Source organism: Variovorax soli NBRC 106424 (genome assembly GCF_001591385.1).
Lineage (GTDB): Bacteria > Pseudomonadota > Gammaproteobacteria > Burkholderiales > Burkholderiaceae_C > Variovorax > Variovorax soli.
The window spans coordinates 1-25,320 of the sequence record NZ_BCUU01000079.1 but is presented as its reverse complement, the minus strand read 5'-3'; the positions used below and the strand labels follow the sequence as shown (position 1 = coordinate 25,320).

26 protein-coding genes are annotated in these 25,320 nt (G+C 68.2%); 18 read left to right on the top strand and 8 right to left on the bottom strand.

Annotation, left to right across the window (positions count from 1 at the left end):
• Positions 1–899 (bottom strand): 23S rRNA (adenine(2030)-N(6))-methyltransferase RlmJ (locus VSO01S_RS19765; RefSeq protein ID WP_068644516.1); only part of this gene is annotated, 899 nt, incomplete at its 3' end.
• A 247-nt stretch (positions 900–1,146) separates the two neighbouring features.
• On the opposite strand from VSO01S_RS19765, the gene rplM reads away from it, so the two are divergent.
• The 3 genes from rplM to erpA all read left to right on the top strand — a co-directional run bounded on the left by rplM (position 1,147) and on the right by erpA (position 2,479).
• Positions 1,147–1,575, top strand: a complete 429-nt coding sequence (gene rplM / locus VSO01S_RS19760) for a 50S ribosomal protein L13 (protein WP_068644515.1) — start codon at positions 1,147–1,149, stop codon at positions 1,573–1,575.
• Between the two features lie 12 nt (positions 1,576–1,587).
• Positions 1,588–1,980, top strand: coding sequence for a 30S ribosomal protein S9 (gene rpsI, locus VSO01S_RS19755; protein WP_068644514.1), 393 nt, complete (start codon positions 1,588–1,590; stop codon positions 1,978–1,980).
• 124 nt (positions 1,981–2,104) lie between these two features.
• A complete protein-coding gene (gene erpA, locus VSO01S_RS19750; RefSeq protein ID WP_068644513.1) occupies positions 2,105–2,479 on the top strand; it encodes an iron-sulfur cluster insertion protein ErpA in 375 nt (124 codons plus the stop codon).
• A 78-nt stretch (positions 2,480–2,557) separates the two neighbouring features.
• Here erpA and VSO01S_RS19745 read toward each other — a convergent pair whose 3' ends face one another.
• Positions 2,558–3,685, bottom strand: a complete 1,128-nt coding sequence (locus VSO01S_RS19745; RefSeq protein ID WP_084241985.1) for an anhydro-N-acetylmuramic acid kinase — start codon at positions 3,683–3,685, stop codon at positions 2,558–2,560.
• Between the two features lie 55 nt (positions 3,686–3,740).
• A complete protein-coding gene (locus VSO01S_RS19740; RefSeq protein WP_068644520.1) occupies positions 3,741–5,087 on the bottom strand; it encodes a M23 family metallopeptidase in 1,347 nt (448 codons plus the stop codon).
• 187 nt (positions 5,088–5,274) lie between these two features.
• On the opposite strand from VSO01S_RS19740, the gene tyrS reads away from it, so the two are divergent.
• Entirely contained in the window at positions 5,275–6,510 is a 1,236-nt protein-coding gene (tyrS, locus tag VSO01S_RS19735; RefSeq protein ID WP_068644511.1) for a tyrosine--tRNA ligase, read from the top strand.
• 12 nt (positions 6,511–6,522) lie between these two features.
• Here tyrS and VSO01S_RS19730 read toward each other — a convergent pair whose 3' ends face one another.
• Both VSO01S_RS19730 and VSO01S_RS19725 read right to left on the bottom strand, forming a co-directional pair.
• Positions 6,523–7,131 (bottom strand): OmpA family protein, encoded by a 609-nt coding sequence (locus VSO01S_RS19730; protein WP_068644510.1) that lies wholly within the window; start codon positions 7,129–7,131, stop codon positions 6,523–6,525.
• Positions 7,131–7,634: a FecR family protein gene (locus tag VSO01S_RS19725; RefSeq protein WP_068644509.1), complete on the bottom strand. Its 504-nt coding sequence runs from the start codon at positions 7,632–7,634 to the stop codon at positions 7,131–7,133. Before VSO01S_RS19725 ends, VSO01S_RS19730 begins: the two co-directional genes overlap by 1 nt.
• A 130-nt stretch (positions 7,635–7,764) precedes the next feature.
• On the opposite strand from VSO01S_RS19725, the gene VSO01S_RS19720 reads away from it, so the two are divergent.
• Both VSO01S_RS19720 and dtd read left to right on the top strand, forming a co-directional pair.
• Positions 7,765–8,694 carry a cation diffusion facilitator family transporter gene (locus VSO01S_RS19720; RefSeq protein WP_169804104.1) on the top strand — a complete coding sequence of 310 codons (930 nt, stop codon included), beginning with the start codon at positions 7,765–7,767 and terminating at the stop codon, positions 8,692–8,694.
• Positions 8,691–9,131, top strand: coding sequence for a D-aminoacyl-tRNA deacylase (dtd, locus tag VSO01S_RS19715; protein ID WP_068644507.1), 441 nt, complete (start codon positions 8,691–8,693; stop codon positions 9,129–9,131). The genes VSO01S_RS19720 and dtd overlap by 4 nt, the downstream gene beginning before the upstream one ends.
• Before the next feature lie 15 nt (positions 9,132–9,146).
• Here the strand turns inward: dtd and ybeY are convergent, their stop codons facing one another.
• Together ybeY and VSO01S_RS19705 are read right to left on the bottom strand one after the other, a co-directional pair.
• Positions 9,147–9,599: an rRNA maturation RNase YbeY gene (gene ybeY / locus VSO01S_RS19710; protein WP_068644506.1), complete on the bottom strand. Its 453-nt coding sequence runs from the start codon at positions 9,597–9,599 to the stop codon at positions 9,147–9,149.
• A gap of 11 nt (positions 9,600–9,610) precedes the next feature.
• Positions 9,611–10,567, bottom strand: a complete 957-nt coding sequence (locus tag VSO01S_RS19705; protein WP_068644519.1) for a PhoH family protein — start codon at positions 10,565–10,567, stop codon at positions 9,611–9,613.
• Between the two features lie 86 nt (positions 10,568–10,653).
• On the opposite strand from VSO01S_RS19705, the gene ruvA reads away from it, so the two are divergent.
• Together ruvA and ruvB are read left to right on the top strand one after the other, a co-directional pair.
• Entirely contained in the window at positions 10,654–11,226 is a 573-nt protein-coding gene (gene ruvA, locus VSO01S_RS19700) for a Holliday junction branch migration protein RuvA (protein WP_068644505.1), read from the top strand.
• A gap of 21 nt (positions 11,227–11,247) precedes the next feature.
• The gene (gene ruvB, locus VSO01S_RS19695) at positions 11,248–12,312 is read left to right on the top strand and encodes a Holliday junction branch migration DNA helicase RuvB (RefSeq protein WP_068644504.1); all 1,065 of its coding nucleotides are present in this window, start codon (positions 11,248–11,250) and stop codon (positions 12,310–12,312) included.
• Here ruvB and VSO01S_RS19690 read toward each other — a convergent pair.
• Positions 12,276–14,066 (bottom strand): lysoplasmalogenase family protein, encoded by a 1,791-nt coding sequence (locus VSO01S_RS19690; protein WP_084241984.1) that lies wholly within the window; start codon positions 14,064–14,066, stop codon positions 12,276–12,278. The two genes, ruvB and VSO01S_RS19690, sit on opposite strands and share 37 nt — an antisense overlap.
• 140 nt (positions 14,067–14,206) lie before the next feature.
• Here VSO01S_RS19690 and VSO01S_RS19685 point away from each other — a divergent pair, with 140 nt between their 5' ends.
• The 10 genes from VSO01S_RS19685 to VSO01S_RS19640 all read left to right on the top strand — a co-directional run bounded on the left by VSO01S_RS19685 (position 14,207) and on the right by VSO01S_RS19640 (position 25,252).
• Positions 14,207–14,797 (top strand): hypothetical protein, encoded by a 591-nt coding sequence (locus VSO01S_RS19685; protein WP_153305329.1) that lies wholly within the window; start codon positions 14,207–14,209, stop codon positions 14,795–14,797.
• Entirely contained in the window at positions 14,794–15,744 is a 951-nt protein-coding gene (locus VSO01S_RS19680; RefSeq protein WP_068644502.1) for a LysR substrate-binding domain-containing protein, read from the top strand. The genes VSO01S_RS19685 and VSO01S_RS19680 overlap by 4 nt, the downstream gene beginning before the upstream one ends.
• Before the next feature lie 107 nt (positions 15,745–15,851).
• A complete protein-coding gene (locus VSO01S_RS19675; protein WP_068644501.1) occupies positions 15,852–16,967 on the top strand; it encodes a YihY/virulence factor BrkB family protein in 1,116 nt (371 codons plus the stop codon).
• 155 nt (positions 16,968–17,122) lie between these two features.
• Positions 17,123–17,626: a formate dehydrogenase subunit gamma gene (locus tag VSO01S_RS27250; protein ID WP_068644500.1), complete on the top strand. Its 504-nt coding sequence runs from the start codon at positions 17,123–17,125 to the stop codon at positions 17,624–17,626.
• Positions 17,623–19,185, top strand: a complete 1,563-nt coding sequence (locus VSO01S_RS19665) for a formate dehydrogenase beta subunit (protein ID WP_068644499.1) — start codon at positions 17,623–17,625, stop codon at positions 19,183–19,185. Before VSO01S_RS27250 ends, VSO01S_RS19665 begins: the two co-directional genes overlap by 4 nt.
• A gap of 18 nt (positions 19,186–19,203) precedes the next feature.
• The gene (fdhF, locus tag VSO01S_RS19660) at positions 19,204–22,077 is read left to right on the top strand and encodes a formate dehydrogenase subunit alpha (RefSeq protein ID WP_068644498.1); all 2,874 of its coding nucleotides are present in this window, start codon (positions 19,204–19,206) and stop codon (positions 22,075–22,077) included.
• A gap of 16 nt (positions 22,078–22,093) precedes the next feature.
• A complete protein-coding gene (gene fdhD, locus VSO01S_RS19655; RefSeq protein WP_084241982.1) occupies positions 22,094–22,975 on the top strand; it encodes a formate dehydrogenase accessory sulfurtransferase FdhD in 882 nt (293 codons plus the stop codon).
• Positions 22,965–23,186 (top strand): formate dehydrogenase subunit delta, encoded by a 222-nt coding sequence (locus tag VSO01S_RS19650; protein ID WP_068644497.1) that lies wholly within the window; start codon positions 22,965–22,967, stop codon positions 23,184–23,186. The genes fdhD and VSO01S_RS19650 overlap by 11 nt, the downstream gene beginning before the upstream one ends.
• A gap of 123 nt (positions 23,187–23,309) precedes the next feature.
• Positions 23,310–24,197: a TauD/TfdA dioxygenase family protein gene (locus VSO01S_RS19645; RefSeq protein ID WP_068644496.1), complete on the top strand. Its 888-nt coding sequence runs from the start codon at positions 23,310–23,312 to the stop codon at positions 24,195–24,197.
• Between the two features lie 44 nt (positions 24,198–24,241).
• Positions 24,242–25,252, top strand: a complete 1,011-nt coding sequence (locus VSO01S_RS19640) for an ABC transporter substrate-binding protein (protein WP_068644517.1) — start codon at positions 24,242–24,244, stop codon at positions 25,250–25,252.
• Positions 25,253–25,320: the final 68 nt, after the last annotated feature.

The window sequence follows — 25,320 nt, the reverse complement described above, 5'->3', positions numbered from 1 at the left end:
CCGTTTTCCAGAGAGAACGCGGCGTTGCGGTCCTGGCCCAGCACGGCCACCAGTTGCGGCAGCGCCTCGGCCAGCTGCGCCTTGAGCGTGAAGGGCGGATTGATCAGGAACATGCCGCTGGCCGGCAGCCCGGGCCGCTTCGCCTCGCCGCTGGGCGTGGTCATGATCTTGCTCGACTTCACCGTGAGGCCGGCATTCAGCCAGGGCTTGCCGGCCTTGGTGGCCAGCGTCTTCAGGCGCCGCGGCAGGTCGTGCGCCTCGGGCCGGGGAATGATCGGGTACCACACGGCATAGGTGCCGGTGGCAAAGCGCTTGAGCGCCTCGGTGATGAAGCCCTGCACGCGCGCGTAGTCGCTCTTGAGTTCGTAGCTCGGGTCGCACAGCACCAGCGCGCGGCGCGACGGTGGCGGCAGGAACTTGGTGGCGCTGCCGAAGCCGTCCTCGCGCAGCACCGCGATCTGGCGGCCGGCGTCGAGCTGCGCGATGTTGGCCGACAGGGTGCGCGAGTCGGTCGGGTGCAGCTCGTAGAGCTTGAGCCGGTCCTGCTCGCGCAGCAGGTGCTGGGTGATGAAGGGCGAGCCGGGATAGATGCGCGCGCCGCCCTTGGGGTTGAAGTCGCCCACCACGATCTCGAGGTAGCGCGCCAGGGGCGCGGCCAGTTCGGCCGGCGCGCCGGGCGAGCCCTTGCTGGCCAAGAGGCGCATCACGCCCTGGGTGGCCTCGCCGCTGGTGCCGGCGTAGTCGCCGTCCAGCCGGTAGAGGCCGGCGCCGGCATGGGTATCGACCACTGTCAGGGCGGTGTCCTTTTCCAGGAGATAGTCCAGCGTGGCGATCAGCACGGTGTGCTTGAGCACATCGGCATGGTTTCCGGCATGGAAGGCGTGGCGGTAGCTGAACATGGCTTCTCGAAAAGGCTGGGGCGGCTGGCAGGGGCGCCGTCCGGGAGGGGAGGCAGCGATTGTGGGCCCTTCGGGGCCGCTCGGGTGGGCGTTTGCCCAAAAGTAGTCCTCCTGGCTATAATGGAGGGCTTCGCAGCGCTTTCATAGGCCCCGCGGCGAAGCACAAACGCCACCTAAGAGGTTCCCAACAGAGGAGCACCGACCGTGGAAAAGGGCCTGCCAAACCATCCTGTTGTTAGGAAATCTCATGTCTACGTTCAGCGCAAAGCCCGCTGACGTGAAGCACGAGTGGTTTGTGATTGACGCGACCGACAAGGTCCTCGGACGGGTAGCCAGCGAAGTTGCCCTCCGTCTGCGCGGCAAGCACAAGGCCATTTACACGCCTCACGTCGATACCGGTGACTTCATCGTCATCATCAATGCAGCCAAGCTGCGCGTCACCGGCGCCAAGTCCCTGGACAAGGTGTACTACCGTCACTCGGGCTTCCCGGGCGGTATCACGGCGACCAGCTTCCGCGACATGCAAGCCAAGCACCCGGGCCGCGCCCTGGAAAAGGCCGTCAAGGGCATGCTGCCCAAGGGCCCGCTCGGCTACGCCATGATCAAGAAACTCAAGGTGTACGGCGGTGCAGAGCACCCGCATACCGCCCAGCAGCCCAAAGTGCTGGAAATCTAAGGAGCCTTGAGAATGATTGGTGAATGGAACAATGGCACCGGCCGTCGCAAGTCCAGCGTCGCCCGCGTGTTTCTGAAGAAGGGCTCCGGCAAGATCACGGTCAATGGCAAGCCGATCGAAGAATTCTTCGGCCGTCAGACCTCGATCATGATTGCCAAGCAGCCGCTGTACCTCACGGACAACGCTGAAGCCTTCGACATCCTGGTGAACGTCCACGGTGGCGGCGAATCCGGCCAGGCCGGCGCCACCCGCCACGGCATCACCCGCGCGCTGATCGACTACGACGCGAACCTCAAGCCGGTGCTGAGCCAGGCTGGTTTCGTCACCCGCGACGCCCGCGAAGTGGAACGCAAGAAGGTCGGCCTGCACTCCGCACGCCGCCGCAAGCAGTTCAGCAAGCGCTGATCCGCTTCCTGCGTTTTCGACAAAAGACCGCCTTCGGGCGGTTTTTTGTTGATTGCGCTAGCATTTGTCTGTTGGCTGCCCCATATGCAGGGAAGGCCTATTCATCCAGCAGGAGTCCTCGCCCATGAGCGCAGTTGCCCAAGAAACCGTCCAGACCGCCGAAATGCCGCCCGAGCCGATCGTCTTCACCGACAGCGCTGCCGCCAAGGTGGCGGACCTGATCGCCGAAGAGGGCAACCCCGACCTCAAGCTGCGCGTGTTCGTGCAGGGTGGGGGCTGCTCGGGCTTCCAGTACGGCTTCACCTTCGATGAAGTCACCAACGAAGACGACACGACCATGACCAAGAACGGCGTGTCGCTGCTGATCGACGCCATGAGCTACCAGTACCTGGTGGGCGCGGAGATCGACTACAAGGAAGACCTGCAGGGCGCCCAGTTCGTGATCAAGAACCCCAACGCCACCAGCACCTGCGGCTGCGGCTCGAGCTTCTCGGCCTGAGCCCGGTCCGGTCCCCAAAGAGCAAAGCCGCCCACGGGCGGCTTTTTGCCGTCTGTGGACGGCTTCTTCATTGCCCTGTCAGGCGGGGTAGATGGCGCCGAGCACCCGCGCGCCGCGGGCGCCGGTGACGCTGGCCAGGTTGCCCCGCTGGCGCCGGACGGCCGCGTGGGCCAGCCAGGCGAATGCCGCGGCTTCCACCTGCTGTGGCGGCAGGCCCCGTTCGGCCGATGACACGACTTCGACGCCCGGGAGCCGGGCAGCCAGGCGTGCCATCAGGTGCGTGTTGAGCGCTCCGCCGCCGCACACCACCAATTCCCGCACTTCGCCACGGCCGTGACGCAGGACGTCGGCAGCGCACGCGCTGGCCGTGAGTTCGGCCAGGGTGGCCTGGATATCGGCGGCCTGCGCGTTCTGTCGCCCTTGCAAGCGGTCGGCTAGCCAGTCGGGGTTGAACAGATCGCGCCCGGTGCTCTTGGGCGGCTGGCGGCTGAAAAACGGCTCGGCCAGCAGCTGCGCCAAGAGGTCTGGCAAGATCTTGCCGCTGGCGGCCCACCGCCCGTTCGCGTCGTAGGGCTGGCCCCGATGCGTCTGGCACCAGTGGTCGAGCAGGGCGTTTCCGGGGCCGCAGTCAAAGCCCAGGACCGTGCCGTCGGCGGCGGAGCCGGCCGGAAGCAGGCTCAGGTTGGAGATGCCGCCGATGTTCAGGACCCCCACGGCCTCATGGGGCCGCGAGAACAGCGACCGGTGGAAGGCCGGCACCAGCGGCGCGCCTTGCCCGCCGGCGGCCAGATCGCGCGTGCGGAACTCCGCCACGACATCGATGCCGATCAGTTCGGCCAGCAGGGCCGGGTTGTTGAGCTGCAAGGTGTAGCCGACGCCGTCGAACTCCAGCGGCCGGTGGCGCACGGTCTGGCCATGCGCCCCGATGGCCGCCACCGAACCGGCGGGCACGCCGGTGCTTTTCAGCAGTTCGGCCGTCACCTCGGCATAGACCCGTGCCAGTGCGTTGGCAGCGAGCGCTGCCCGATGGAGCTCGTCGCTGCCGCCCGGTGTGTTCAGGGCCAGCAGCTCGGCCCGCAGCGGCGCGGGAAAAGGGGCGCTGGCATGCCCGAGGACTGAAATCGCACCGCCCGAAAAGTCGGCCAGGACCGCGTCGGCGCCGTCGAGCGAGGTACCGGACATGAGGCCCACGAAGAGTTCGGCCATGGGGGATTCGGCGCCGCCTGCTCTTGGCATGGAAGGCTGCGCGCCGTGTGTCCGGTCAGTTGGCGCTGGCTTGCAGAACCGTTGCCGCGGCGTCCAGCTCGGCGCGCATGGCGACGGCCACGCGGTTGAAGGCCTGCCGCGACGTGGCACTGACCGGATTTCCGCCGTCCTGCCGGGCAATGCTGCTCGGGTCGCGGAATTCCCCGTTCACCCGGAATTCGAAGTGCAGGTGCGGCCCGGTGGCCCAGCCGGTGGCGCCCACGGCACCAATGAACTGGCCCTGGTTCACGCTCTGGCCTTCGCGCACGTCGACGCGGCTGAGGTGCGCGTAGGCCGTGCTCTGGTTGTTGCGGTGGTTGATGATGACGATGTTGCCGTAGCCCGATTGACGACCGGCAAAGTCGACCACGCCGTCGCCCACGGCACGTACCGGCGTGCCGGAGGCGGCCGCGAAGTCGATGCCCTTGTGCTGGCGCCAGTCGTGCTGGATGGGGTGCATGCGCATGGCGAAGCCGCTCGAAATGCGCGAGTACTGCACGGGCGAACTCAGAAAGGCGCGGCGCAGGCTCTCGCCGTTGGGGCGGTAGTAGGCGCCCTTCTGGCCGGGATCCTGGAACCACACGGCCTGGTGCATCTTGCCGTCCGATTCGAATTCGGCGGCCAGCACGCGGCCGGTGCGAAGGGTCTGCCCCTCGGCGTCGAAGCTTTCGTAGACCACGGCGAAGCGGTCGCCCTTCTTGACGGCCCGGAAGTCGACGTCGCCGGCGAAGATGTCGGCCAGCTGGCTGGCCACGGCGTCGGGCACGTTGGCGGCGTCTGTGGCGGCGAAGAAGGAACTGCGGATGACGCCGCTGGCCAGCCGCGACGAGGTGGTCAGCGTTTCGGATTCCGTGCGCACGGTGAATGCCGGGCCGGCACGCTCGACGGTCAGCCTTTGCAGGCCGCCCTGGCCATCGGGAATGAAGCGGGCGCTCAGGCGCTCCAGGCGGCTGTCCTGCGTGGCCTCGGCCGTGACGGTGCGGCCAGGCCGGCCCAGCAAGGCGGCGCGGGCCGCGGCATTGCCCCGCACGAAGGCGGCGGCATCGTCGTCAGCGATGCCCAGCCGGCGCAGCAGGGCCTCGGCCGTGTCGCTGGGGCGGGTTTCGTCGCTGCGGAACAGGGTGAAACTGAAGGACTCCAGCGCTTCGGTCTGGGCTTCGACGGGGTGGGGCGTGACCGCCTCGAGAACCTGCCGGACCGGCAGGTCGGAGGCGTCGGGAAGAGAAGCCACGGCGAATGCACCGCCACCCGCGCACAGCAGCACGGTGGCGATGGCCGCGGTGATCTGCCGCGGATAGGTGCGCACGGCCTTGGCGACGCAGGAAGCGAGCTTCTCTTCGGCGGCGAGAATACCGTTGATCAAAATGAGCGAATCCAGAAAGAACTTGTTGGGCGAACCCGCAAGCAAGTTTGCGGCCCGGTCTTACAAAACTGCCGGGCGTCGGCGCCTTGGCAAATGAGCGCCGCTTAGAATCCAGCGCACGCGAAGTTAGCGCGCAAGTATAGCTTTGGCCATAGTGAAAACAGCCAGTACTTTACGTAACAGTCAGATGAAGGCCGAACAAATCGAGATGCCAACCGTTACAGACACGGTGGCGCGTGCGCTGCAGATTTCCCTGCGCGGCGTGGACGAACTGCTTCCGCAGGACGAATGGGTGCGCAAGCTCGCGCGCTCCGAGGCCACCGGCACGCCGCTGCGCATCAAGCTGGGCCTGGATCCGACGGCGCCTGACATTCATGTCGGACACACCGTGGTGCTGAACAAAATGCGTCAGCTGCAGGACCTGGGCCACACGGTGATCTTCCTGATCGGCGACTTCACCACGATGATCGGTGATCCATCCGGGCGAAATACAACGCGCCCGGCGCTCACCAAGGAACAGATCGAGGCGAATGCCGAGACCTACTACCGCCAGGCCAGCCTGGTGCTCGACCCGGCCCGCACCGAGATCCGCTACAACTCCGAGTGGAGCGACCCGCTGGGCGCGCGCGGCATGATCCAGCTGGCGGCCAAGTACACGGTCGCCCGCATGATGGAGCGCGACGACTTCAACAAGCGCTTCAAGGCCGGCCAGTCGATCTCGGTGCACGAGTTCCTCTATCCGCTGATGCAGGGCTACGACTCGGTGGCCCTCAAGTCCGACCTGGAACTGGGCGGCACCGACCAGAAGTTCAACCTGCTCATGGGCCGCCACCTGCAGCAGGAATACGGCCAGGAGCCGCAGTGCATCCTGACCATGCCGCTGCTGGAGGGGCTCGACGGCGTCGAGAAGATGTCCAAGAGCAAGAACAACTACATCGGCATCAGCGAGGCGCCCAACAGCATGTTCGCCAAGGTGCTGTCGATCTCCGACACGCTCATGTGGCGCTGGTACACGCTGCTGAGCTTCAAGTCGATCGAGGACATCGAGCAGCTCAAGGCCGAGGTCGAGGGCGGGCGCAATCCCAAGGATGCGAAGGTGGCCCTGGCCAAGGAGATCACCAGCCGCTTCCACGGCGCCCAGGCGGCCGAGGCCGCCGAGCAGGACTTCATCAACCGCAGCAAGGGCGGCGTGCCCGACGAGATTCCGGCGTTCAGCTTCGCGGGTGCACCGGTGGGCATTGCCCACCTGCTCAAGCAGGCGGGCCTGGCGTCGTCGACTTCGGAGGGCAACCGACTGATCGACGGCGGCGGGGTGCGCGTGGACCAGGTGGTGGTCAGCGACAAGGCCCTGAAGCTGCCGGCCGGGACCTATGTGGTCCAGGTGGGCAAGCGCAAGTTCGCCCGCGTCACGCTCAGCGCCTGAGGCGCCGGCTCTTCAGCGCACGACGATCACGACGCGCCGGTTGCGCGGCTCGTCCACCTCATCGGCCGTGGGGACTGCCGGCTCGCGCTCGCCGCGGCCCATCGCCTCGATGTGGTCGGCGGGGAAGCCGCGCCCGACCAGCAACTGGCTGATTCCCTGCGCGCGGCGCATCGACAAGGCATCGTTGTCGGTCATGCTGCCGCGCGTGTCGGTGTGGCCGGTCACGGTGATGTCTGCGCCGGGGCGGGTCAGCGCTTCTTCAACCACGCGGTCCAGCGTGGCCAGCGATGCGGGCGTGAGGGAGGTGCCGCCTGCATCGAAGTGCAGGTCGAACTGGCGTGGCTTGGGCGGCCGCAAGGCAAACAATTCCTTGTGTTCGGCCTGCACGGTTGCCGCGTCGGTCTGATCGAGGCTGGGCACGTCCGTCGAGCCCACCAGCGCCGTGGCTCGCTGGTAGGGCTGGGACACCCGCTGCTCGCCGCCCTTGCTGCTCACCACGACCGCCGTTGCCTGGCCGTCGTCGTCCGGCAGCAAGGTCACGCGCGTGCCCGGCGTGGGGGCGGTGGTGGCCAATAGCAGTGCCGTCCAACCAACGGCCGCGATGAGGGCCGGCGCTGCCATCAGATCCGTTCGCCCGACGTCACGATGAAGTCGGTGCCGCGGATACCGATGGTGGCCGTTTGTGTGTCGACGCAGACGCTTTCAGGCTTCTTGCCCAGCAGGCCGCTGATCATGCGCAAGGACCCGCGCACCAGCGAGACGAACATGCCGCCTTCCTGCGTGGTGGCGTCGAAGTCGAACTGCTTGAGATCCAGTTGGGACGACGGACCGAGCACGAGCACGGTGCCGTCGCGCAGCACCACGCTGGCGCCGCCACCCGCATCGCTTTCGATCCGGTTGGACGATCGGACCGCGTCGCCCACCTTGAGCGCACGCTGTTCGCCCGACGGGCCGACAAGCCGGACAGTTCCCTGGACCGATTTCACGAAGCCGGCATGCGCCGCGGCACTGGCGCTGAGCGGCGCGGCCGCATCGCGCGTTGCGGGCGCCGCCTGTGCAAACGCTGCACCGCACGCAAGCATCGAGGTGCCGACAATGAGTGCGCCGAGTTGTTGTCGCAACATTCTTGATTACCCTTTAAGTATTCGCTCTCGAGGGGACCGCGGATGTTAAGTCAATAAGACGGAAACACGACGTCGATAATTCCACTCCTGCGCGCCGAATCCAACATCTGTGTCAACTGTTTCCGCTCCTGTGGAAAATTCCTTCTTCAACAGCCCGAAATCGCTGCTCCGCCTGTCCGTGGCCGTGGCGGTGGCGACGATTCTTCTCAAGGGCTATGCGGGCTGGCTGACCAACTCCATGGGCCTCATCTCCGATGCCATGGAGTCGTTCGTGAACCTCGCCAGCGCGAGCTTTGCGCTGGCCATGGTCACCATCGCGGCGCGTCCGCCCGATGCCGGGCATCCGTACGGGCATCACAAGGCGGAGTACTTCTCTTCCGGCTTCGAGGGTGTGCTCATCATCGGTGCGGCGGTCGCCATCATCTGGTTTGCCGCGCTGCGCCTGCTGCAGCCGCAACCCATCGAGCAACTGGGCTGGGGCATGGCGCTGTCGGTGCTGAGCTCGGCGCTCAACGGCGCACTCGCCCTGCTGCTGTTCAAGGCGGCGCGCGTGCACCGGTCCATTGCGCTGTCCGCCGATGCGCGCCACCTGATGACCGATGTGTGGACCTCGGTCGGCGTGCTGGTGGCGGTGGCGGCGGTGGCGCTCACCGGCTGGCTGTGGCTCGATCCGGTCATTGCCATTGCCGTGGGCCTGAACATCGTGCGGGAAGGCTTCAAGCTGGTGTGGCGCTCGTCCCAGGGGCTGATGGACGAGGCGCTGGAGCCCGAGTCCCTGGCCGCCCTGCAGGCTGCGCTCGACCGCTTCAAGGCGCAGGCGCCGGAAGGCGACCGTCTTCGTTTCGACGACGTCGCCACGCGCCGCGCCGGCCAGCGGCTGTTCGCCGACCTTCACATGCACGTGCCGGGGGACTGGTCGCTGCAGCGTGCCGCCGCGCTGCGCGACGGCGTGGAGCAGGCGCTGATGGATGCGGTGCCCGGCCTGCGCGTCACCATCCAGTTGCTGCCCCTGAACATGGAGGCGCGGGCCGTGCTGCTCGAACAGGAGGAAGGTGCATGAAGGCGGTGGTGCAGCGCGTGCGCGAGGCGCGTGTGGAAATTGCCGGCGAGGTGGTGGGATCGATCGGCGCAGGGCTGCTGCTGCTTCTCTGTGCCGAGCGAGGCGACGATGAATCGCACGCCGACCGCCTGCTGGCCAAGCTGCTCAAGCTGCGCATCTTTTCCGACGAGGCCGGCAAGATGAACCGCAGCGTGCAGGACGTGGCGGGCGGGCTGCTCATCGTCAGCCAGTTCACGCTGGCGGCCGACCTGAGCGGCGGCAACCGGCCCAGCTTCGGCGGCGCGGCCGCGCCGGAAGAAGGCCGGCGCCTGTACGACTACTTCGTGCAGCAGGCGCGGGCCGCGCATCCGGTGGTGGCCACCGGCGTCTTCGCCGCCGACATGCAGGTGCACCTGGTGAACGACGGACCGGTCACCATTCCGATGCAGATCGGCTAGGCGCTTTCTTATTCTTCAATACGGGCTGCGGATGCCCAGGCCGGCGAGGATCGAGATCTCGCGCGCTTCCATTTCCTCTGCGTCTTCCTCGCTGGTCTCGTGGTCCCAGCCCTGCGCATGCAGCGTGCCGTGCACCAGCAGGTGCGCGTAGTGCGCCGCCAGGGTCTTGCCCTGCTCCTTCGCTTCGCGCGCCACCACCGGCGCGCACAGCACCAGGTCGGCCATGACCATCGGCGCCTGCGCGTAGTCGAAGGTCAGCACGTTGGTGGCGTAGTCCTTGCCGCGGAACTCGCGGTTCAGGCGCTGGCCTTCCTCGGCATCGACGATGCGCACCGTGATCTCGGCGTCGCTGTCCAGCGCATGGCGGATCCAGCGCGTCACGCTGTGGCGGGGCAGGGCGGCGCGGTGCCGCGCCAGTTGGGCGAACTGGCCGAACTGCAGCGACAGGCTCAGTGCATTAAGTGCCATGTCGTGCCCCTTCAACCGGCGCTGCGCGCGGCTTCGCGCTTGCGGGCACCGTCGTAGGCGTCGACGATGCGCGCCACCAGCGGATGGCGCACCACGTCGCCGCTGTTGAAGTGCGTGATCGCGATGCCCTTCACCCGCTTGAGCACGCGCTCGGCATCGATCAGGCCTGAGAGCTGCGCCTTGGGCAGGTCGATCTGGCTCACGTCGCCGGTCACCACGGCCTTGGAGCCGAAGCCGATGCGGGTGAGGAACATCTTCATCTGCTCGGGCGTGGTGTTCTGCGCTTCGTCCAGGATGACGAAGGCGTTGTTGAGCGTGCGCCCGCGCATGAAGGCCAGCGGCGCGATCTCGAGCGTATTGCGCTCGAAGGCCTTGGTCACGCGGTCGAAGCCCATCAGGTCGTACAGCGCGTCGTACAGCGGGCGCAGGTAGGGGTCGACCTTCTGCGTGAGGTCGCCGGGCAGGAAGCCCAGCCGCTCGCCCGCCTCCACGGCCGGGCGCGTGAGCACGATGCGCTGCACGCTGCTGCGCTCCAGCGCGTCGACGGCGCTCGCCACCGCCAGGTAGGTCTTGCCGGTGCCGGCCGGACCGATGCCGAAGGTGATGTCGTGGTTGGCGATGTTGTCCAGGTACACGCTCTGGTTGGGCGTGCGCGCGCGCAGGTCGGTGCGGCGCGTGGCCAGCGTCATGGCGCCGTCCTCGGCCTCTGCCAGCGAGACTTCGCTGGCCAGGGTCAGCTGCACCAGGCCGGCGTCCAGCGGGCGCCGGGCCATTTCATAGAGGGCCTCCAGCACTTCCAGGGCGCGCTCGGCCTTGGGCTTGGGGCCGTCGATCTTGAACTGCTCGTGCCGGTGCGCGATCTTCACGCCCAGCGCCTCCTCGATGCTGCGCAGGTTGGCGTCGAGCGGGCCGCACAGGTGCGACAGGCGGGTGTTGTTGGGCGGTGTGAAGGTGTGACGGAGAATCACGCGGTTTTCCAATTCTTCAATTCTTGATTCGCGGGCCCCATGCACGACCAGCAGCGCTTGAACCATTGCCATCCAGGGGGGAGCCAATGATAGGCAAACTCACCGGAACGCTCGCCGAACGCAACCCGCCGCAAGTGGTGGTGGATTGCAACGGCGTCGGCTACGAGGTCGACGTGCCGATGAGCACCTTCTACAACCTGCCCGCCGCGGGCGAGCGCGTTTCGCTGCTGACGCACTTCGTGGTGCGGGAAGACGCGCAGATCCTCTTCGGCTTCGGCACCGCCGAGGAGCGCACGGCCTTCCGCCAGCTCATCAAGATCTCGGGTGTGGGCCCGCGCACCGCGCTGGGCGTGCTCTCGGGCATGAGCGTGGCCGAGCTGGCCCAGGCCATCACCCTGCAGGAGGCCGGGCGGCTGGTGAAGATCCCGGGCATCGGCAAGAAGACGGCCGAGCGCCTGCTGCTGGAGCTCAAGGGCAAGATCGGCGCGGACATCGGCGTGCCGGTGCATGCCGCCAACGACAGCCAGGGCGACATCCTGCAGGCGCTGGTGGCGCTGGGCTACAGCGACCGCGAGGCGGCCGCCGCCCTCAAAGCCCTGCCCAAGGACGTGGCGGTGGGCGAGGGCATCAAGCTGGCGCTGAAGGCTTTGGCCAAGTAGCGGGCACACTAGCGGCTTCCCATGAGCATCCAGACCGACGACTTCGCCCCGGCCCCGCAAAAGCGCGTGGTCTCCGCCGCCCCGGCTTCGCCCAACGAAGAGGCAATCGAGCGGGCCCTGCGCCCCAAGCTGCTGGACGAATACGTGGGCCAGGCCAAGGTGCGCGAGCAGCTGGAGATCTTCATCGGCGCGGCGCGCAAGCGCGAAGAGGCGCTGGACCACGTCCTGCTGTTCGGCCCGCCGGGGTTGGGCAAGACGACGCTCTCCCACATCATCGCTGCCGAGCTGGGCGTGAACCTGCGCCAGACCAGCGGCCCCGTGCTCGAAAAACCCAAGGACCTGGCGGCGCTGCTGACCAACCTGGAAAAGAACGACGTCCTCTTCATCGACGAGATCCACCGCCTGTCGCCGGTGGTGGAGGAAATCCTCTACCCCGCGCTGGAGGACTACCAGATCGACATCATGATCGGCGAGGGGCCTGCGGCGCGCAGCATCAAGCTCGACCTGCAGCCCTTTACCCTGGTGGGCGCCACCACGCGCGCCGGCATGCTGACCAACCCCTTGCGCGACCGCTTCGGTATCGTGGCGCGGCTGGAGTTCTACACGGCCGAGGAGCTGGCGCGCATCGTCAAGCGCAGCGCGGGGCTGCTGAACGTGCCGGCCGACGAGGCGGGCAGCTTCGAGATCGCGCGCCGTTCGCGCGGCACGCCCCGCATCGCCAACCGCCTGCTGCGCCGGGTGCGCGACTATGCCGAGGTCAAGGGCGGCGGGCGCATCACCGAAGAGATCGCGCACAAGGCCCTGGCCATGCTCGATGTGGACCCGCAGGGCTTCGACCTGATGGACCGCAAGCTGCTCGAGGCGGTGATCCACCGCTTCGACGGCGGCCCGGTGGGACTGGACAACATCGGCGCCAGCATCGGCGAGGAGTCGGGCACCATCGAGGACGTGATCGAGCCCTACCTCATCCAGCAGGGCTACCTGCAGCGCACGCCGCGCGGGCGCATCGCCACGCTGGCGGCCTACCGGCACCTGGGCGTGACGCCGCCTCAGCGCGACAACAGCGACCTGTTCGGCGGCGCGTGAGCGTCGGCTGACCCTGCGGGCTGGAGGATGTCCGGCCGCGTGCTGTAGCGCAGGATGAGCCACTGCGCCACGTAGTAGGTGCCCAGCACCCACAGCGAGGCCAGCGGCAGCGGCACAACGAAGCGGTTGGTGGCCAGCAGCGAGTCGCTGAGCATGAAGAAGCCCGCGCCCAGCGCCACGGCGCGCGCGGCGCCATCGCCCAGCACCGCCGCACGGCCGATGGCCTGCGCCGCCATGCAGGCGATCACCACCACGTACAAGCCCACCGGCACGCGCAACCCTGCCGGCAGTCCGCCCGACCAGAGGAAGGCGTACATGGCGGCGCCCACGGCCAGCGTGGCCGCCAGCGCCCAGCGGCGCGGGAACAGCCCCACGCCCTGCGTGAAGAGCGCGACATAGAACAGGTGCGCCACCAGGAAGCTCGCCAGTCCGGCCACGAAGAGCCCGGGGCCGAACATCAGGAACACGTCGCCCGCCAGCGAGGCCGCCAGCCCGGCCAGCAGCAGGACGCCGAAGCGGCCCTGCGCCGCCGGCGTGCGCCAGCGCATCCACGCCAGCGCAATGCCGATGAAGAGCGCCAGCGGCTTGGCCGCCAGGTGCAGCGGCGCGATGCCCAGCGCGCCCGATGCGGTTGCCAGTGCGGCCGCATTCACGAACAGCGCCTCGCCCACCGTCAGCCGCGCCTGCAGCAGCGCGCCCGTGCTCCAGAGGCCCGCGCTCAGCACCGCCAGCCAGACCAGGGTGGTGGGCAGCGGCAGCACTTCCGCGAACCACAGGAAAGCGACGGTGCCGCCCAGCAGCGCCAGGAACTGCAGGCCGGCAAAGAGCTGCACGGCGCCCGCCACCACCGGCTCGTAGCGCTGCACCTTCGAGATCTCGAACGGCGGGCAGGGCGCGCTGGCCGCAAGGTCGGCCGGCCGCCAGCCGGGCGGCTTGAGCCAGACGCGCAGCTTGTCGGCCCAGCGGCGCGTGCGCCAGCTGTCCTTGGCCAGGGCGCAGTACACCGCCAGGTTGGCCCACAGCGGGTCCCAGCTGTTCAGCGGCTTGCGCGTGCCGTACACCGGGCGCTCGTCTTCTTCCTGAAAAGTGCCGAAGAGGCGGTCCCAGATGATCAGCACGCCGCCGTAGTTGCGATCCACGTAGCGGTCGTTCACCGCGTGGTGCACCCGGTGGTTGGAGGGCGAGCAGAACCAGCGGTCGAACCAGCCGAGCTTGCCCACCTGTTCGGTATGCACCCAGAACTGGTAGAGCAGGTCGATGAGCGCCACCACCCCGAACACCAGCGGCGGCACGCCGGCCAGCGCCATCGGCAGGTAGAAGATCCAGTCGAGCAGGAAACCCGACGAGGTCTGGCGCAGCGCGGTGGAGAGGTTGTAGTGCTGGCTCTGGTGGTGCACCACATGCGCCGCCCACAGCGCCGCGCATTCGTGGCCCATGCGGTGCTGCCAGTAATAGCAGAAGTCGTAGAACACCAGCGCCAGCACCCAGCCGTACCACTGCATCCAGAAGTCGGTGGCGGGGAGGAGGGCGAAGGCCGACCAGCAGGCGGTGTAGATGCCGATGCGCAGCAGGCTGGTGAGCACGCCGCCGATCTGGCTGAGCATGCCCAGGCCGATGCTGTTCAGCGTATCGGCCAGTCGGTAGGTGTCCTGCCCCGTGCCGCGCCGGGCGCGCAGGCGCCCCACGAGGAACTCGATGCCGATGGCGAGCAGGAAGATGGGGGTGGCGAGAACGATGACCTGGCCGGGACGCATGATGGCAAATTGTCGGGCGCGCCAAGGGTCGCCACGGCCGGGCGGCCTCATGGTTTGCCCGATGTGGCGGCATTCCGCGGGCCCCGGGGAGGCGGCTGCGCCTTGTTAGACTTTGCGGCGACAGCACCTTCTTTCGCATGATGTTCAAAGGCCTTCGCATTACCGGCCTCCGCTCCGGACCTTACGTCCTCGGCGAGCCCCTCGACGTGTTCGACGGCAAGGTGCACCTGGGGCGGCTGCATACCGTCAACGCCAGCGCCGATGGCGCCGAACTGCGCCTGGAGGACTTCCGCGCCACCGACCTGCGGCAGCTGGGCTCCTGGCGCACCGCCCGGCTGATCGTGGTAGAGGTGCTCAGCTTCTTCATCGAGCGCTTTCCGTCCATCAGCGCCATCGGCATCGTGCTCAGCGCCGACATCGAGTCGCTCGAAAGCCAGAAGGACGGCGCAACCCGGCTGGCCAGCGCCCGGGCCCAGATGCTGCAAAGCGTGGGCGTGCACGACATCCACGTCACGCCCAGGCCGCATCCGCGCTACAGCGCCCATTTCGTGGTGAGCGGCGTGTGGCTCTACAACCGGGACAACGCCGACCTGCTGGCCGGCGCGCTGCAGGACGAGCGACAGGCCTACGGCCAGTTCCGCGCGGCTGCCCAGCCGGCCGCGGCCGCGCCGCGGTCGGTGCTCGGCCGCCTGCTGCAAAAGGATCGCCGGGTTCCCGCCGCCCACAAATGAACCTGTTCGTATCGCTCAAGTACCTGGTCGCGCTGGACGACCACCGGCATTTCGGCCGCGCGGCGCTGGCCTGCAGCGTGACGCAGCCGGCGCTGTCCAATGCCATCCGCGCGCTGGAGGTGAGCTTCGGCATCTCCATCGTCAAGCGGGGCCGCAACTTCGCCGGTTTCACGGTGGAAGGCGAGCGCATCCTGGCCAGCGGCCGCAAGATCCTGCGCGAGTACGAACTGCTGCAGCAGGACCTGCACAGCAGCAAGGATGCGCCCGCCGGCAACCTGCTGATCGGCGCGGTGCCCACCGCCATGCCCATCGCGGCCCGCTTCGTCGCCATGCTGCAGGACCGGCATCCGGGCATCACGCCCACGCTGCGCTCCATGAGCTCCATCGAACTCGAGTCGGGCCTGGAAAGCCTCTCGCTGGACATGGCGCTGGGCTACACCGAGCGCATGGACAACAGCAGCTCGAACGTGCGGGTGATTCCGCAGTACACCGAGCACTACTTCCTGCTGCGCAAGGCGCCGCCGGCCAAGTCCAGGCACCTGCGCGTGGGCAAGCCCCTGCGCTGGCGCGATGCGGCCGAGCTGCCGCTGTGCCTGCTCAGTGCCGAGATGCACAACCGCAGCATCATCGACCGCGCCTTTGCCGAGGCCGGCGTGAGCCCCAAGCCGGTGATCGAGACCAACTCCATCTCCACCCTGGCGCTGAGCGTGCGTGCCGGGCGCGTGTGCAGCGTCATGCCGGGCGCGCTGGTGGACGACGTGCACGGCTACGACGACATCGAGGCGCTGCCGCTGGTGGAGCCGCGGGTGGAGACGGCCATCTCCTTCCTGGTGCACGACACCAACCGCCCCTCGCGCACGCTGGAGGCGGCCCTGGCCTTTGCCGAAGACCCGGCCTGGCGCGGCGAGGTGGACAGCCACGCCGGTTCGCTCGACGGCGGCCGCTGACCCGCTGCGGCGCGGCCGGCGCGAACGCCTGCGGCCACCGTCCTACATCGGGTCAATGTGCCATCCGATGGATGGCGGGTGGGCGCCGCTTGCATCCTTGGCGGCATATGAAGCACCTGTTCGATCTCTGCCGCAAAGCCGTCGGCGCATGGATCGACGACTACGCGCCCAGCATGGGCGCGGCCATCTCCTACTACACCATCTTCTCGCTGGCGCCGCTGCTGGTCATCGTGATCGCGGTGGCCGGCGCCATCTTCGGCCGCGAGGCGGCGCAGCAGCAGATCGTGGCGCAGGTCTCGTCCCTGGTGGGCAGCAACGGCGGCCTGGCGGTGGAGGCCATGCTGCGGTCCGCGAGCGACTCGGACAAGGGATTGATCGCCGGTGCCATCAGCGCGGTGGTGCTGCTGGTGGGGGCGACCACCGTGTTCGCCGAACTGCAGAGCGCACTGGACCGCATCTGGCATGTGCCGGAAGCGCAGAAGCCGTCGGGTGTGTGGGCGGTGCTGCGGGCGCGGCTGCTGTCCTTCGGCCTCATCCTCGGGCTGGCGTTCCTGCTGATCGTTTCGCTGCTCATCAGCGCCGGGCTGGCGGCGTTCGAGGCGTGGTACGGGCAGCTTCTGCCTGGCTGGGAGGTGCTCTTGCAGGCGCTCAACGCCGTCATCTCCCTGGCCATCATCACGCTGCTGTTCGCCATGATCTTCAAGCTGATGCCCTCGACGCCCATCGCGTGGCGCGACGTGTGGATCGGCGCGGCCGTGACCGCCGTGCTGTTCGAGCTGGGCAAGCTCCTGATCGGCCTCTACCTGGGCAAGAGCGGCTTCATGGAAACCTTCGCGGCGGCCGGATCGCTGGTGGTGCTGGTGGCGTGGGTCTACTACGCGGCGCAGATCTTCCTGCTGGGGGCCGAGTTCACCAAGGTCTATGCCGACGCGCATGGGTCGCTGTCCGGCGTGAAGGCCAAGCAGGCCACGGAGGTGGCGGCGCAGGTGAAGGAAAACGGGTTCGAGGGCGTGCTGCCCGTGCCCTCGGATGTACCCGACTACTCCGGCCTGGCACGCACGGCCCGGGCGCAGCAGGAGGTCGACCGGCGCGTGCAGGCGGCGCAAGCAGTTCTTGCCAAGCGCCTGCTGATGCTGGTGGCGCTGGCGGTGGTGGACATGGCCGTGCGGCGCTGGAGCGCACGCCGGCGCAAGCGCCTGGCAGCCCACCACCTGCCGGGCTGATGCCTGCATGGCGCGGTGCCGTGCGCGCCCGCGGCATGTCATTTCGAACGCACATCGATCCATTCCCCGAATAAATTGGACCGCTAGACGGCCATTGCGCAGACTCCGCCGCATCCCCGCCCCACGGGTAGACGACGAACACGAAGGAGACTCGCATGGAACTGGCCCGCGAACCGCGGCATGCCGCGCCGGACGCCGGCACGGCCGCCGCCCTGCAGGAGGTGCTGGCCCGCCACGCCCACGAAGAGGGCGCGCTGCTGCCCATCCTTCACTCGCTGCAGGACAAGCTGGGCTACGTGCCGCCGAGCGCGGTGCAGGGCATTGCCGATGCGCTGAACCTGTCGCGCGCCGAGGTGCACGGCGTCGTCACCTACTACCACCATTTCCGCAGCGAACCGGCTGGCCGCCACGTGCTGCAGATCTGCCGCGCGGAGGCCTGCCAGGCCATGGGCGCCGATGCGCTGCTGTCGCATGCCGAGCTGCGCCTGGGCTGCGCCAGCCACAGCACCACCTCCGACGGATCGTTCAGCCTGGAGCCAGTGTATTGCCTGGGGTTGTGCGCCTCGTCGCCGGCGCTGATGCTCGACGGCGAGCCGCATGGCCGGGTGTCGGCACGCGGCCTCGATGTCCTGATCGCCCAGGCCAGGAGCGGCAAATGAGCAGCGCCGCCACCCTCTACGTGCCGCGCGACTCGGGCGCGCTGGCGGCAGGCGCCGACCGCGTGGCGCGCCGCATCGCCGACGAAGCCGCTGCGCGTGGCATCAAGCTGCGCCTGGTGCGCAACGGCTCGCGCGGCATGTTCTGGCTGGAACCGCTGGTGGAAGTGGCCACGCCCTCCGGCCGCATCGCCTACGGGCCGGTCGCGGTCGACGACGTGCCGGGCCTTTTCGATGCCGGCTTCCACCTGGGCGCGGCCCATCCGCTGTGCCTGGGCCTGACCGAGGAGATTCCGTACCTCAAGAAGCAGGAGCGCCTGGTCTTTGCCCGCATGGGCATCACCGATCCGCTCTCCATCTCGGACTACGAAGCGCACGAAGGCTTTGCCGGCCTGCGCCGCGCGCTGGCCATGACGCCCGGGCACATCGTGCAGCAGGTGCTCGACGCGGGGCTGCGCGGGCGCGGCGGCGCGGCCTTTCCGGCGGGCATCAAGTGGAAGACGGTGGCCGGCACGCGAGGCGAGCAGAAGTACGTGGTATGCAACGCCGACGAGGGCGACTCGGGCACCTTCTCGGACCGCATGACCATGGAGGGCGACCCCTTCGTGCTGATCGAGGGCATGACGATTGCCGGCATCGCCACCGGTGCCACGCGCGGCTACATCTATGTGCGCTCCGAGTATCCGCATGCCATCGCCGTGCTGAACCAGGCCATTGCCCATGCCGAGGCCGCGGGCTACCTGGGCGACAGCGTGCTGCATTCGGGGCACGCCTTCCACCTGGAAGTGCGCAAGGGCGCCGGCTCCTATGTCTGCGGCGAAGAGACGGCGCTGCTGGAGAGCATCGAAGGCAAGCGCGGCGTGGTGCGCGCCAAGCCGCCGCTGCCGGCCATCGAAGGGCTGTTCGGCCAGCCCACGCTCATCAACAACGTGATCACGCTGGCCAGCGTGCCGATCATCCTGGCGCGCGGCGCCGACTTCTACAAGAACTACGGCGTCGGGCGTTCGCGCGGCACGCTGCCCATGCAGCTGGCGGGCAACATCCGCTTCGGCGGGCTGGTGGAAAAGGCCTTCGGCGTCACCCTGCGCGAGCTGCTGGAAGACTTCGGCGGCGGCACGGCCAGCGGCCGGCCGATCAAGGCGGTGCAGTTCGGCGGCCCGCTGGGCGCCTACATGCCCGAGAGCCAGTTCGACCTGCCGGTGGACTACGAGGCCTTCGCGGCGGTGGGCGCCACCGTCGGCCATGGCGGCCTGGTGGTGCACGACGACACGGCCGACCTCTCGAAGATGGCGCGCTACGCCATGGAGTTCTGCGCCATCGAGTCGTGCGGCAAGTGCACGCCCTGCCGCATCGGCTCCACCCGCGGCGTGGAAGTCATCGACCGCATCCGCGCCGACCAGAACCGGGCCGAGCAGGTCATCCTGCTGCGCGACCTGTGCAACACCATGGTCAACGGCTCGCTGTGCGCCATGGGCGGCATGACGCCCTTCCCGGTGCTCTCGGCGCTCAACCATTTCCCCGAAGACTTCGGCATCGCGGCGCCCGACCGCCAGGCCGCCTGAAGAAGAAAAGGACGAACGATGCAAGGCCACCTCAAGGAGATCGACTACGGAACGCCGGCCCGCGAATCGGAGCGCGAAGTCACGCTGGAGATCGACGGCCAGGAGGTCACGGTGCCGGCCGGCACCTCGCTGATGCGCGCGGCCGTGGACGCCGGCGTCCACGTGCCCAAGCTGTGCGCCACCGACAGCCTGGAGCCCTTCGGCTCCTGCCGCCTGTGCCTGGTGGAGATCGAGGGCCGCCGGGGCTATCCGGCCTCGTGCACCACGCCGGCCGAGCAGGGCATGAAGGTGCGCACCCAATCGCCCGCCCTGCAGGACCTGCGCAAGGGCGTGATGGAGCTCTACATCTCCGACCATCCGCTCGACTGCCTCACCTGCTCGGCCAACGGCAACTGCGAGCTGCAGGACATGGCCGGCGTGACCGGCCTGCGCAACGTGCGCTACGGTTTCGACGGCGCCAACCACCTCAAGAGCGCCAAGGACGAATCGAACCCCTACTTCAGCTACGACCCCTCGAAGTGCATCGTCTGCAACCGCTGCGTGCGCGCCTGCGAGGAAACGCAAGGCACCTTCGCGCTCACCATCAGCGGCCGCGGCTTCGACTCGCGCGTGTCGCCCGGGCAGGACCAGCCCTTCATGGAGTCGGAGTGCGTGAGCTGCGGCGCCTGCGTGGAGGCCTGCCCCACCGCCACCCTGCAGGAGAAGTCGGTGATCTGGCTCGGCCAGCCCGAGCACAGCGTGATCACCACCTGCGCCTACTGCGGCGTGGGCTGCGCCTTCAAGGCCGAGATGAAGGGCAACGAAGTCGTGCGCATGACGCCGTGGAAGGACGGCAAGGCCAACGACGGCCATTCCTGCGTGAAGGGCCGCTTCGCCTGGGGCTACGCCACCCACAAGGACCGCATGCTCAAGCCGATGATCCGCGCCAAGATCACCGACCCCTGGCAGGAAGTGAGCTGGGAAACCGCGCTCAGCCATGCCGCCAGCGAATTCAAGCGCCTGCAGGCCAAGTACGGGCGCGAATCCATCGGCGGCATCACCTCGTCGCGCTGCACCAATGAAGAAACCTACCTGGTGCAGAAGCTGGTGCGCGCCGCCTTCGGCAACAACAACGTCGACACCTGCGCCCGCGTGTGCCATTCGCCTACCGGCTACGGCCTGAAGCAGACGCTGGGCGAATCGGCCGGCACGCAGACCTTCAAGTCGGTGGAGAAGGCTGACGTGGTGATGGTGATCGGCGCCAACCCCACCGACGGCCACCCGGTGTTCGCCTCGCGCATGAAGAAGCGCCTGCGCCAGGGGGCCAGGCTGATCGTGATTGATCCGCGCCGCATCGACCTGGTGAAGTCGCCGCACATCCGCGCGGCGCATCACCTGCAGCTGCGCCCCGGCACCAACGTGGCGGTGGTCAATGCGCTGGCGCACGTCATCGTGACCGAGGGGCTGGTGGCCGAGCAGTTCGTGGCCGAGCGCTGCGACACGCTGTCGTTCTCGCAGTGGCGCGAATTCGTGGCACGCCCCGAGAACGCGCCGGAAGCCACCGAGCACGTCACCGGCGTGCCGGCCGCCGAGCTGCGCGCCGCGGCCCGCCTGTTCGCCACCGGCGGCAACGCCGCCATCTACTACGGTCTGGGCGTGACCGAGCACAGCCAGGGTTCGACCACGGTGATGGGCATCGCCAACCTGGCCATGGCCACCGGCAACGTGGGCCGCGAAGGCGTGGGCGTGAACCCGCTGCGCGGCCAGAACAACGTGCAGGGCTCGTGCGACATGGGCTCGTTCCCGCACGAGCTGCCCGGCTACCGCCACGTGTCGGACAGCACCACCCGCGCCCTGTTCGAAGACGCCTGGAACGTGGAGATCAGCCCCGAGCCCGGCCTGCGCATTCCCAACATGTTCGACGCCGCCATCGGCGGCACGTTCAAGGGCATGTACTGCGAGGGCGAGGACATCGTGCAGTCCGACCCCAACACGCAGCATGTGGCGGCCGCGCTCATGGCCATGGAATGCGTGGTGGTGCAGGACTTGTTCCTGAACGAGACCGCCAAGTACGCCCATGTGTTCCTGCCGGGCTCGTCCTTCCTGGAGAAGGACGGCACCTTCACCAATGCCGAGCGCCGCATCTCGCGCGTTCGCAAGGTGATGCCGCCCAAGGCCGGCTATGCCGACTGGGAGGTGACGGTGAAGCTCGCTCAGGCCCTGGGCTACCCCATGGACTATGAGAGCCCGGAAGAGATCATGGACGAGATCGCCGCGCTCACGCCCACCTTCGCCGGCGTGAGTTACGCCAAGCTGGAGCGCCTGGGCAGCGTGCAGTGGCCCTGCAACGAGGATGCGCCCGAGGGCACGCCCACCATGCACATCGACGCTTTCGTGCGCGGCAAGGGGCGTTTCATCATCACCCAATTCGTGCCCACCGACGAGAAGGTCACCAGGCGCTTTCCGCTGCTGCTCACCACGGGCCGCATCCTGTCGCAGTACAACGTGGGCGCCCAGACCCGGCGCACCGACAACAACCAGTGGCACGGCGAGGACCGGCTGGAGATCCATCCGCATGATGCCGAGGAGCGCGGCGTGAAGGACGGCGACTGGGTCGGCATCCAGAGCCGCGCCGGCGAGACGGTGCTGCGGGCCACCGTGTCCGAGCGCATGCAGCCGGGCGTGGTCTACACCACCTTCCACTTTCCCGAGTCGGGCGCCAACGTGATCACCACCGACAACTCCGACTGGGCCACCAACTGCCCCGAGTACAAGGTGACGGCCGTGCAGGTGATGCCGGTGATGCAGCCATCGGCCTGGCAGCGCGAATACAGCCGCTTCAACCAGGTGCAGCAGGGGCTGCTGGATGCGCGCACCACCACCACCGCCGCGGAAGTGGTGCCCGCCAAGTGACGATGAAGGACGCGACATGACGACGACCACCACCACTGCCACGCCGAAATTCATCGCCGAAGCCGTCGCCTTCTGCGAGGGCGCGCGCTCGCTGCCGGTGCGCGGCGTGCGCGCCGGCCGGCGCTTTGCACTGCACGACTGGGTGGCCGACGAGGTGCCGATCGCGCTGGAATACAACGGCATCTCGCATGCGGTGATGCTGGCCACGCCGCTCGACCTGGAGGACTTTGCGCTGGGCTTTTCGCTCAGCGAAGGCATCCTGCAGGCGCCGCACGAGCTGTATGCGGTGGACGAGGTGCCGTCGGAGCTGGGCATCACGCTCAGGCTGCACGTGGCCAGCGGCGCCTTCGCGCGCCTGAAGGAGCGCCGCCGCAGCATGGCCGGGCGCACCGGCTGCGGCCTGTGCGGCACCGAGAGCCTGTCGCACGTGGCGCGCGACCTGCCCGTGCTGGTGGACGGCGCGCCGCTCTCGCGCGAAGCCATCAGCCGCGCCATGTCGCAGTTCTGCGCGCTGCAGACCCTGCAGCAGGCCACCGGCGCGGTGCACGCCGCGGCCTGGTGCTCTGCCGAGGGCGAGGTGATGTGGCTGCGCGAGGACGTCGGCCGCCACAACGCGCTCGACAAGCTGGTGGGCGCGCTGGCCGCGCAGGACGTGGATGCGTCCGCCGGCTTCATCGCCGTCACCAGCCGCGCGAGTTTCGAGATGGTGCAGAAGACCGCCGCGGCCGGCGTGCCGCTGCTGGCCGCCGTGTCGGCGCCGACCTCGTTCGCCGTGGCGACCGCGCAGCGCGCGCGCATGACGCTGGTGGGCTTCGCGCGCCAGCAGGACCTGGTGGTGTATTGCGACACGGGGCGCCTGAGCCTCGAGGGCGCGCAGGAGAAGCCCGATGCATGTTGAAACCCTGGTGCGCATGGCCAACCAGATCGGCACCTTCTTCGAAGCCATGCCCGACCGCCCCGCCGCGCTGGAAGAAATGGCGCAGCACATCCGCCGCTTCTGGGAGCCGCGCATGCGCCAGCAGTTGATGGCGCATGTCGACCAGGGCGGCGACGGGCTGGGCCTGATGGCGCAGGAGGCCATCCTGCGGCACGGCGATTCGCTGCGCTAGGGGCGTGGCGCGCAAGGCATTCAAAAGACAGTTTGCGCATGAGCAAGCAAGAAAACAGTTGTTCGTGATCGAAGGGCGGCCGCCTAGAGTGGCCAGCTCACGATCAAGACCTCTGTTTTCTCCATGCCGGCCGTCCTTTCCGCCTCCGTTCCTTCGCAGACCTTCGAGATCCGGCGCTTCGATGCGCCGGTGGGTGCCGAGGTCATCGGGCTGGACATCTCGCGGCCCATCGGCGAGGCAGACTTCGCCCGCATCCACCGCGCGCACCTGGACCACCATGTGCTGGTGTTTCGCGACCAGCGCGTGTCGCCGGCCGACCACGTGGCCTTCAGCCGCCGCTTCGGTCCGCTGGAAATCCATGTGCTGCACCAGTTCCAGCTGAAGGGCCACCCGGAGATCCTGATCGTCTCGAACATCCGGGGCGAGGGCGGCGAGCCCATCGGCCTGGGCGATGCCGGCGTGTACTGGCATTCGGACATCTCCTACAAGCCCGAGCCCAGCCTGGGCTCGCTGCTGCATGCGCAGGAGCTGCCGAGCGAAGGCGGCGACACGCTCTTCGCCGACCAGCACCTGGCCTGGGAGGCGCTGAGCCCGCAAATGCAGGCGCGCCTGCTGCCGCTGAAGGCCGAGCACAGCTACCTGGCCAAGTACGAGGAACTGCGCGCGAAGAACCCCTGGCGGCCCAAGCTCTCGCCAGCGCAGATCGACCAGGTGCAGCCGGCCGTGCAGCCGGTGGTGCGCACCCATCCGGAAACCGGGCGCAAGGCGCTGTTCGTCAGCGAGCACTTCACCACCCGCATCGTGGGCCTGCCGCCGGACGAGAGCGACGCGCTGCTGGCCGAGCTGTTCGCGCACAGCGTGAAGCCGGAGTTCGTCTACCGCCACCGGTGGCAGCCGCATGACCTGGTGTTCTGGGACAACCGCTCGCTCATGCACCTGGCGGCCGGCACGCCGGATCACCTGCGCCGCAAGCTCTACCGCACCACGGTGAAGGGCGATCGGCCGCGTTGATGCGCCCGCCCTCACGTCACTTCAGATCAAAGGACATGTTCTCCATGAATCGCTTCACTCGCCGCGCAGCCGGCCTCGTTGCCGGCCTCGGCCTGCTCGCCTCGTCGCTCCTCGCGCATGCCGAGGGACAGATCCGCATTGCCGAGCAGTTCGGCATCGTGTACCTGCTGCTCAATGTGGCGCAGGACCAGAAGCTCATCGAAAAGCACGCCAAGGCCGCGGGCATCGATGCCAAGGTGGAGTGGGTCAAGCTCTCGGGCGGCTCGGCGGTGAACGATGCGCTGCTGTCGGGCAACATCGAGATCGCGGGCGCCGGCGTGGGCCCGCTGCTCACGCTGTGGGACCGCACCAAGGGCCGGCAGAACGTGAAGGGCGTGGCCTCGCTGGGCAACTTTCCCTACTACCTGGTGAGCAACAATCCGGCGGTCAAGACCATTGCCGACTTCACCGACAAGGACCGCATCGCCCTGCCGGCGGTGGGCGTGTCGGTGCAGTCGCGCGTGCTGCAGCTGGCCTCGGCCAAGCTGTGGGGCGACAAGGACTACGCGCGTCTGGACAAGATCAGCGTGGCGCTGCCGCATCCGGATGCGGCAGCGGCCATCATCAAGGGCGGCACCGAGATCACCGGCCACTTCGGCAACCCGCCCTTCCAGGAGCAGGAGCTGGCCGGCAACCCCTATGCGCATATCGTGCTCAGCTCCTACGAGGTGCTGGGCGGCCCGGCCTCGGCCACCGTGCTCTACACCACCGAGAAGTTCCGCAGCGAGAGCCCGAAGACCTACAAGGCCTTCGTGGATGCGCTGGACGAGGCGGCCCGCTTCGTGAGCGGCAACCCCGAGAAGGCGGCCGACATCTACATCCGCGTGAGCAACGCGAAGATCGATCGCGAGCTGCTGCTGAAGATCATCAAGAGCCCCGAGGTCGAGTTCAAGACCACGCCGCAGAACACCTACGCACTGGCCGAATTCATGCACCGCGTCGGCGCCATCAAGAACAAGCCGGCGTCGGCGAAGGACTACTTCTTCGACGATGCGCACAATGCTTCGGGCAACTGAGATGCGCCTGTTCGACGCGGGCGGCGGTGCGGCGGTGCTGGCGCCGCCGGTGGGCGCGGCGCGAGCGG

What these genes read in the sequence shown, in the direction of transcription:
- VSO01S_RS27250 (WP_068644500.1), top strand. Translation starts at nt 17,123, where the DNA reads ATGGAACTGGCCCGCGAACCGCGGCATGCCGCGCCGGACGCCGGCACG.
- VSO01S_RS19675 (WP_068644501.1), top strand. Translation starts at nt 15,852, where the DNA reads ATGAAGCACCTGTTCGATCTCTGCCGCAAAGCCGTCGGCGCATGGATC.
- VSO01S_RS19745 (WP_084241985.1), bottom strand. Translation starts at nt 3,685, where the DNA reads ATGGCCGAACTCTTCGTGGGCCTCATGTCCGGTACCTCGCTCGACGGC.
- ybeY (WP_068644506.1), bottom strand. Translation starts at nt 9,599, where the DNA reads ATGGCACTTAATGCACTGAGCCTGTCGCTGCAGTTCGGCCAGTTCGCC.
- erpA (WP_068644513.1), top strand. Translation starts at nt 2,105, where the DNA reads ATGAGCGCAGTTGCCCAAGAAACCGTCCAGACCGCCGAAATGCCGCCC.
- rplM (WP_068644515.1), top strand. Translation starts at nt 1,147, where the DNA reads ATGTCTACGTTCAGCGCAAAGCCCGCTGACGTGAAGCACGAGTGGTTT.
- ruvB (WP_068644504.1), top strand. Translation starts at nt 11,248, where the DNA reads ATGAGCATCCAGACCGACGACTTCGCCCCGGCCCCGCAAAAGCGCGTG.
- VSO01S_RS19650 (WP_068644497.1), top strand. Translation starts at nt 22,965, where the DNA reads ATGCATGTTGAAACCCTGGTGCGCATGGCCAACCAGATCGGCACCTTC.
- dtd (WP_068644507.1), top strand. Translation starts at nt 8,691, where the DNA reads ATGAAGGCGGTGGTGCAGCGCGTGCGCGAGGCGCGTGTGGAAATTGCC.
- VSO01S_RS19680 (WP_068644502.1), top strand. Translation starts at nt 14,794, where the DNA reads ATGAACCTGTTCGTATCGCTCAAGTACCTGGTCGCGCTGGACGACCAC.
- VSO01S_RS19640 (WP_068644517.1), top strand. Translation starts at nt 24,242, where the DNA reads ATGAATCGCTTCACTCGCCGCGCAGCCGGCCTCGTTGCCGGCCTCGGC.
- rpsI (WP_068644514.1), top strand. Translation starts at nt 1,588, where the DNA reads ATGATTGGTGAATGGAACAATGGCACCGGCCGTCGCAAGTCCAGCGTC.
- tyrS (WP_068644511.1), top strand. Translation starts at nt 5,275, where the DNA reads ATGAAGGCCGAACAAATCGAGATGCCAACCGTTACAGACACGGTGGCG.
- fdhD (WP_084241982.1), top strand. Translation starts at nt 22,094, where the DNA reads ATGACGACGACCACCACCACTGCCACGCCGAAATTCATCGCCGAAGCC.
- fdhF (WP_068644498.1), top strand. Translation starts at nt 19,204, where the DNA reads ATGCAAGGCCACCTCAAGGAGATCGACTACGGAACGCCGGCCCGCGAA.
- VSO01S_RS19725 (WP_068644509.1), bottom strand. Translation starts at nt 7,634, where the DNA reads ATGTTGCGACAACAACTCGGCGCACTCATTGTCGGCACCTCGATGCTT.
- VSO01S_RS19665 (WP_068644499.1), top strand. Translation starts at nt 17,623, where the DNA reads ATGAGCAGCGCCGCCACCCTCTACGTGCCGCGCGACTCGGGCGCGCTG.
- VSO01S_RS19730 (WP_068644510.1), bottom strand. Translation starts at nt 7,131, where the DNA reads ATGGCAGCGCCGGCCCTCATCGCGGCCGTTGGTTGGACGGCACTGCTA.
- ruvA (WP_068644505.1), top strand. Translation starts at nt 10,654, where the DNA reads ATGATAGGCAAACTCACCGGAACGCTCGCCGAACGCAACCCGCCGCAA.
- VSO01S_RS19645 (WP_068644496.1), top strand. Translation starts at nt 23,310, where the DNA reads ATGCCGGCCGTCCTTTCCGCCTCCGTTCCTTCGCAGACCTTCGAGATC.
- VSO01S_RS19690 (WP_084241984.1), bottom strand. Translation starts at nt 14,066, where the DNA reads ATGCGTCCCGGCCAGGTCATCGTTCTCGCCACCCCCATCTTCCTGCTC.
- VSO01S_RS19685 (WP_153305329.1), top strand. Translation starts at nt 14,207, where the DNA reads ATGTTCAAAGGCCTTCGCATTACCGGCCTCCGCTCCGGACCTTACGTC.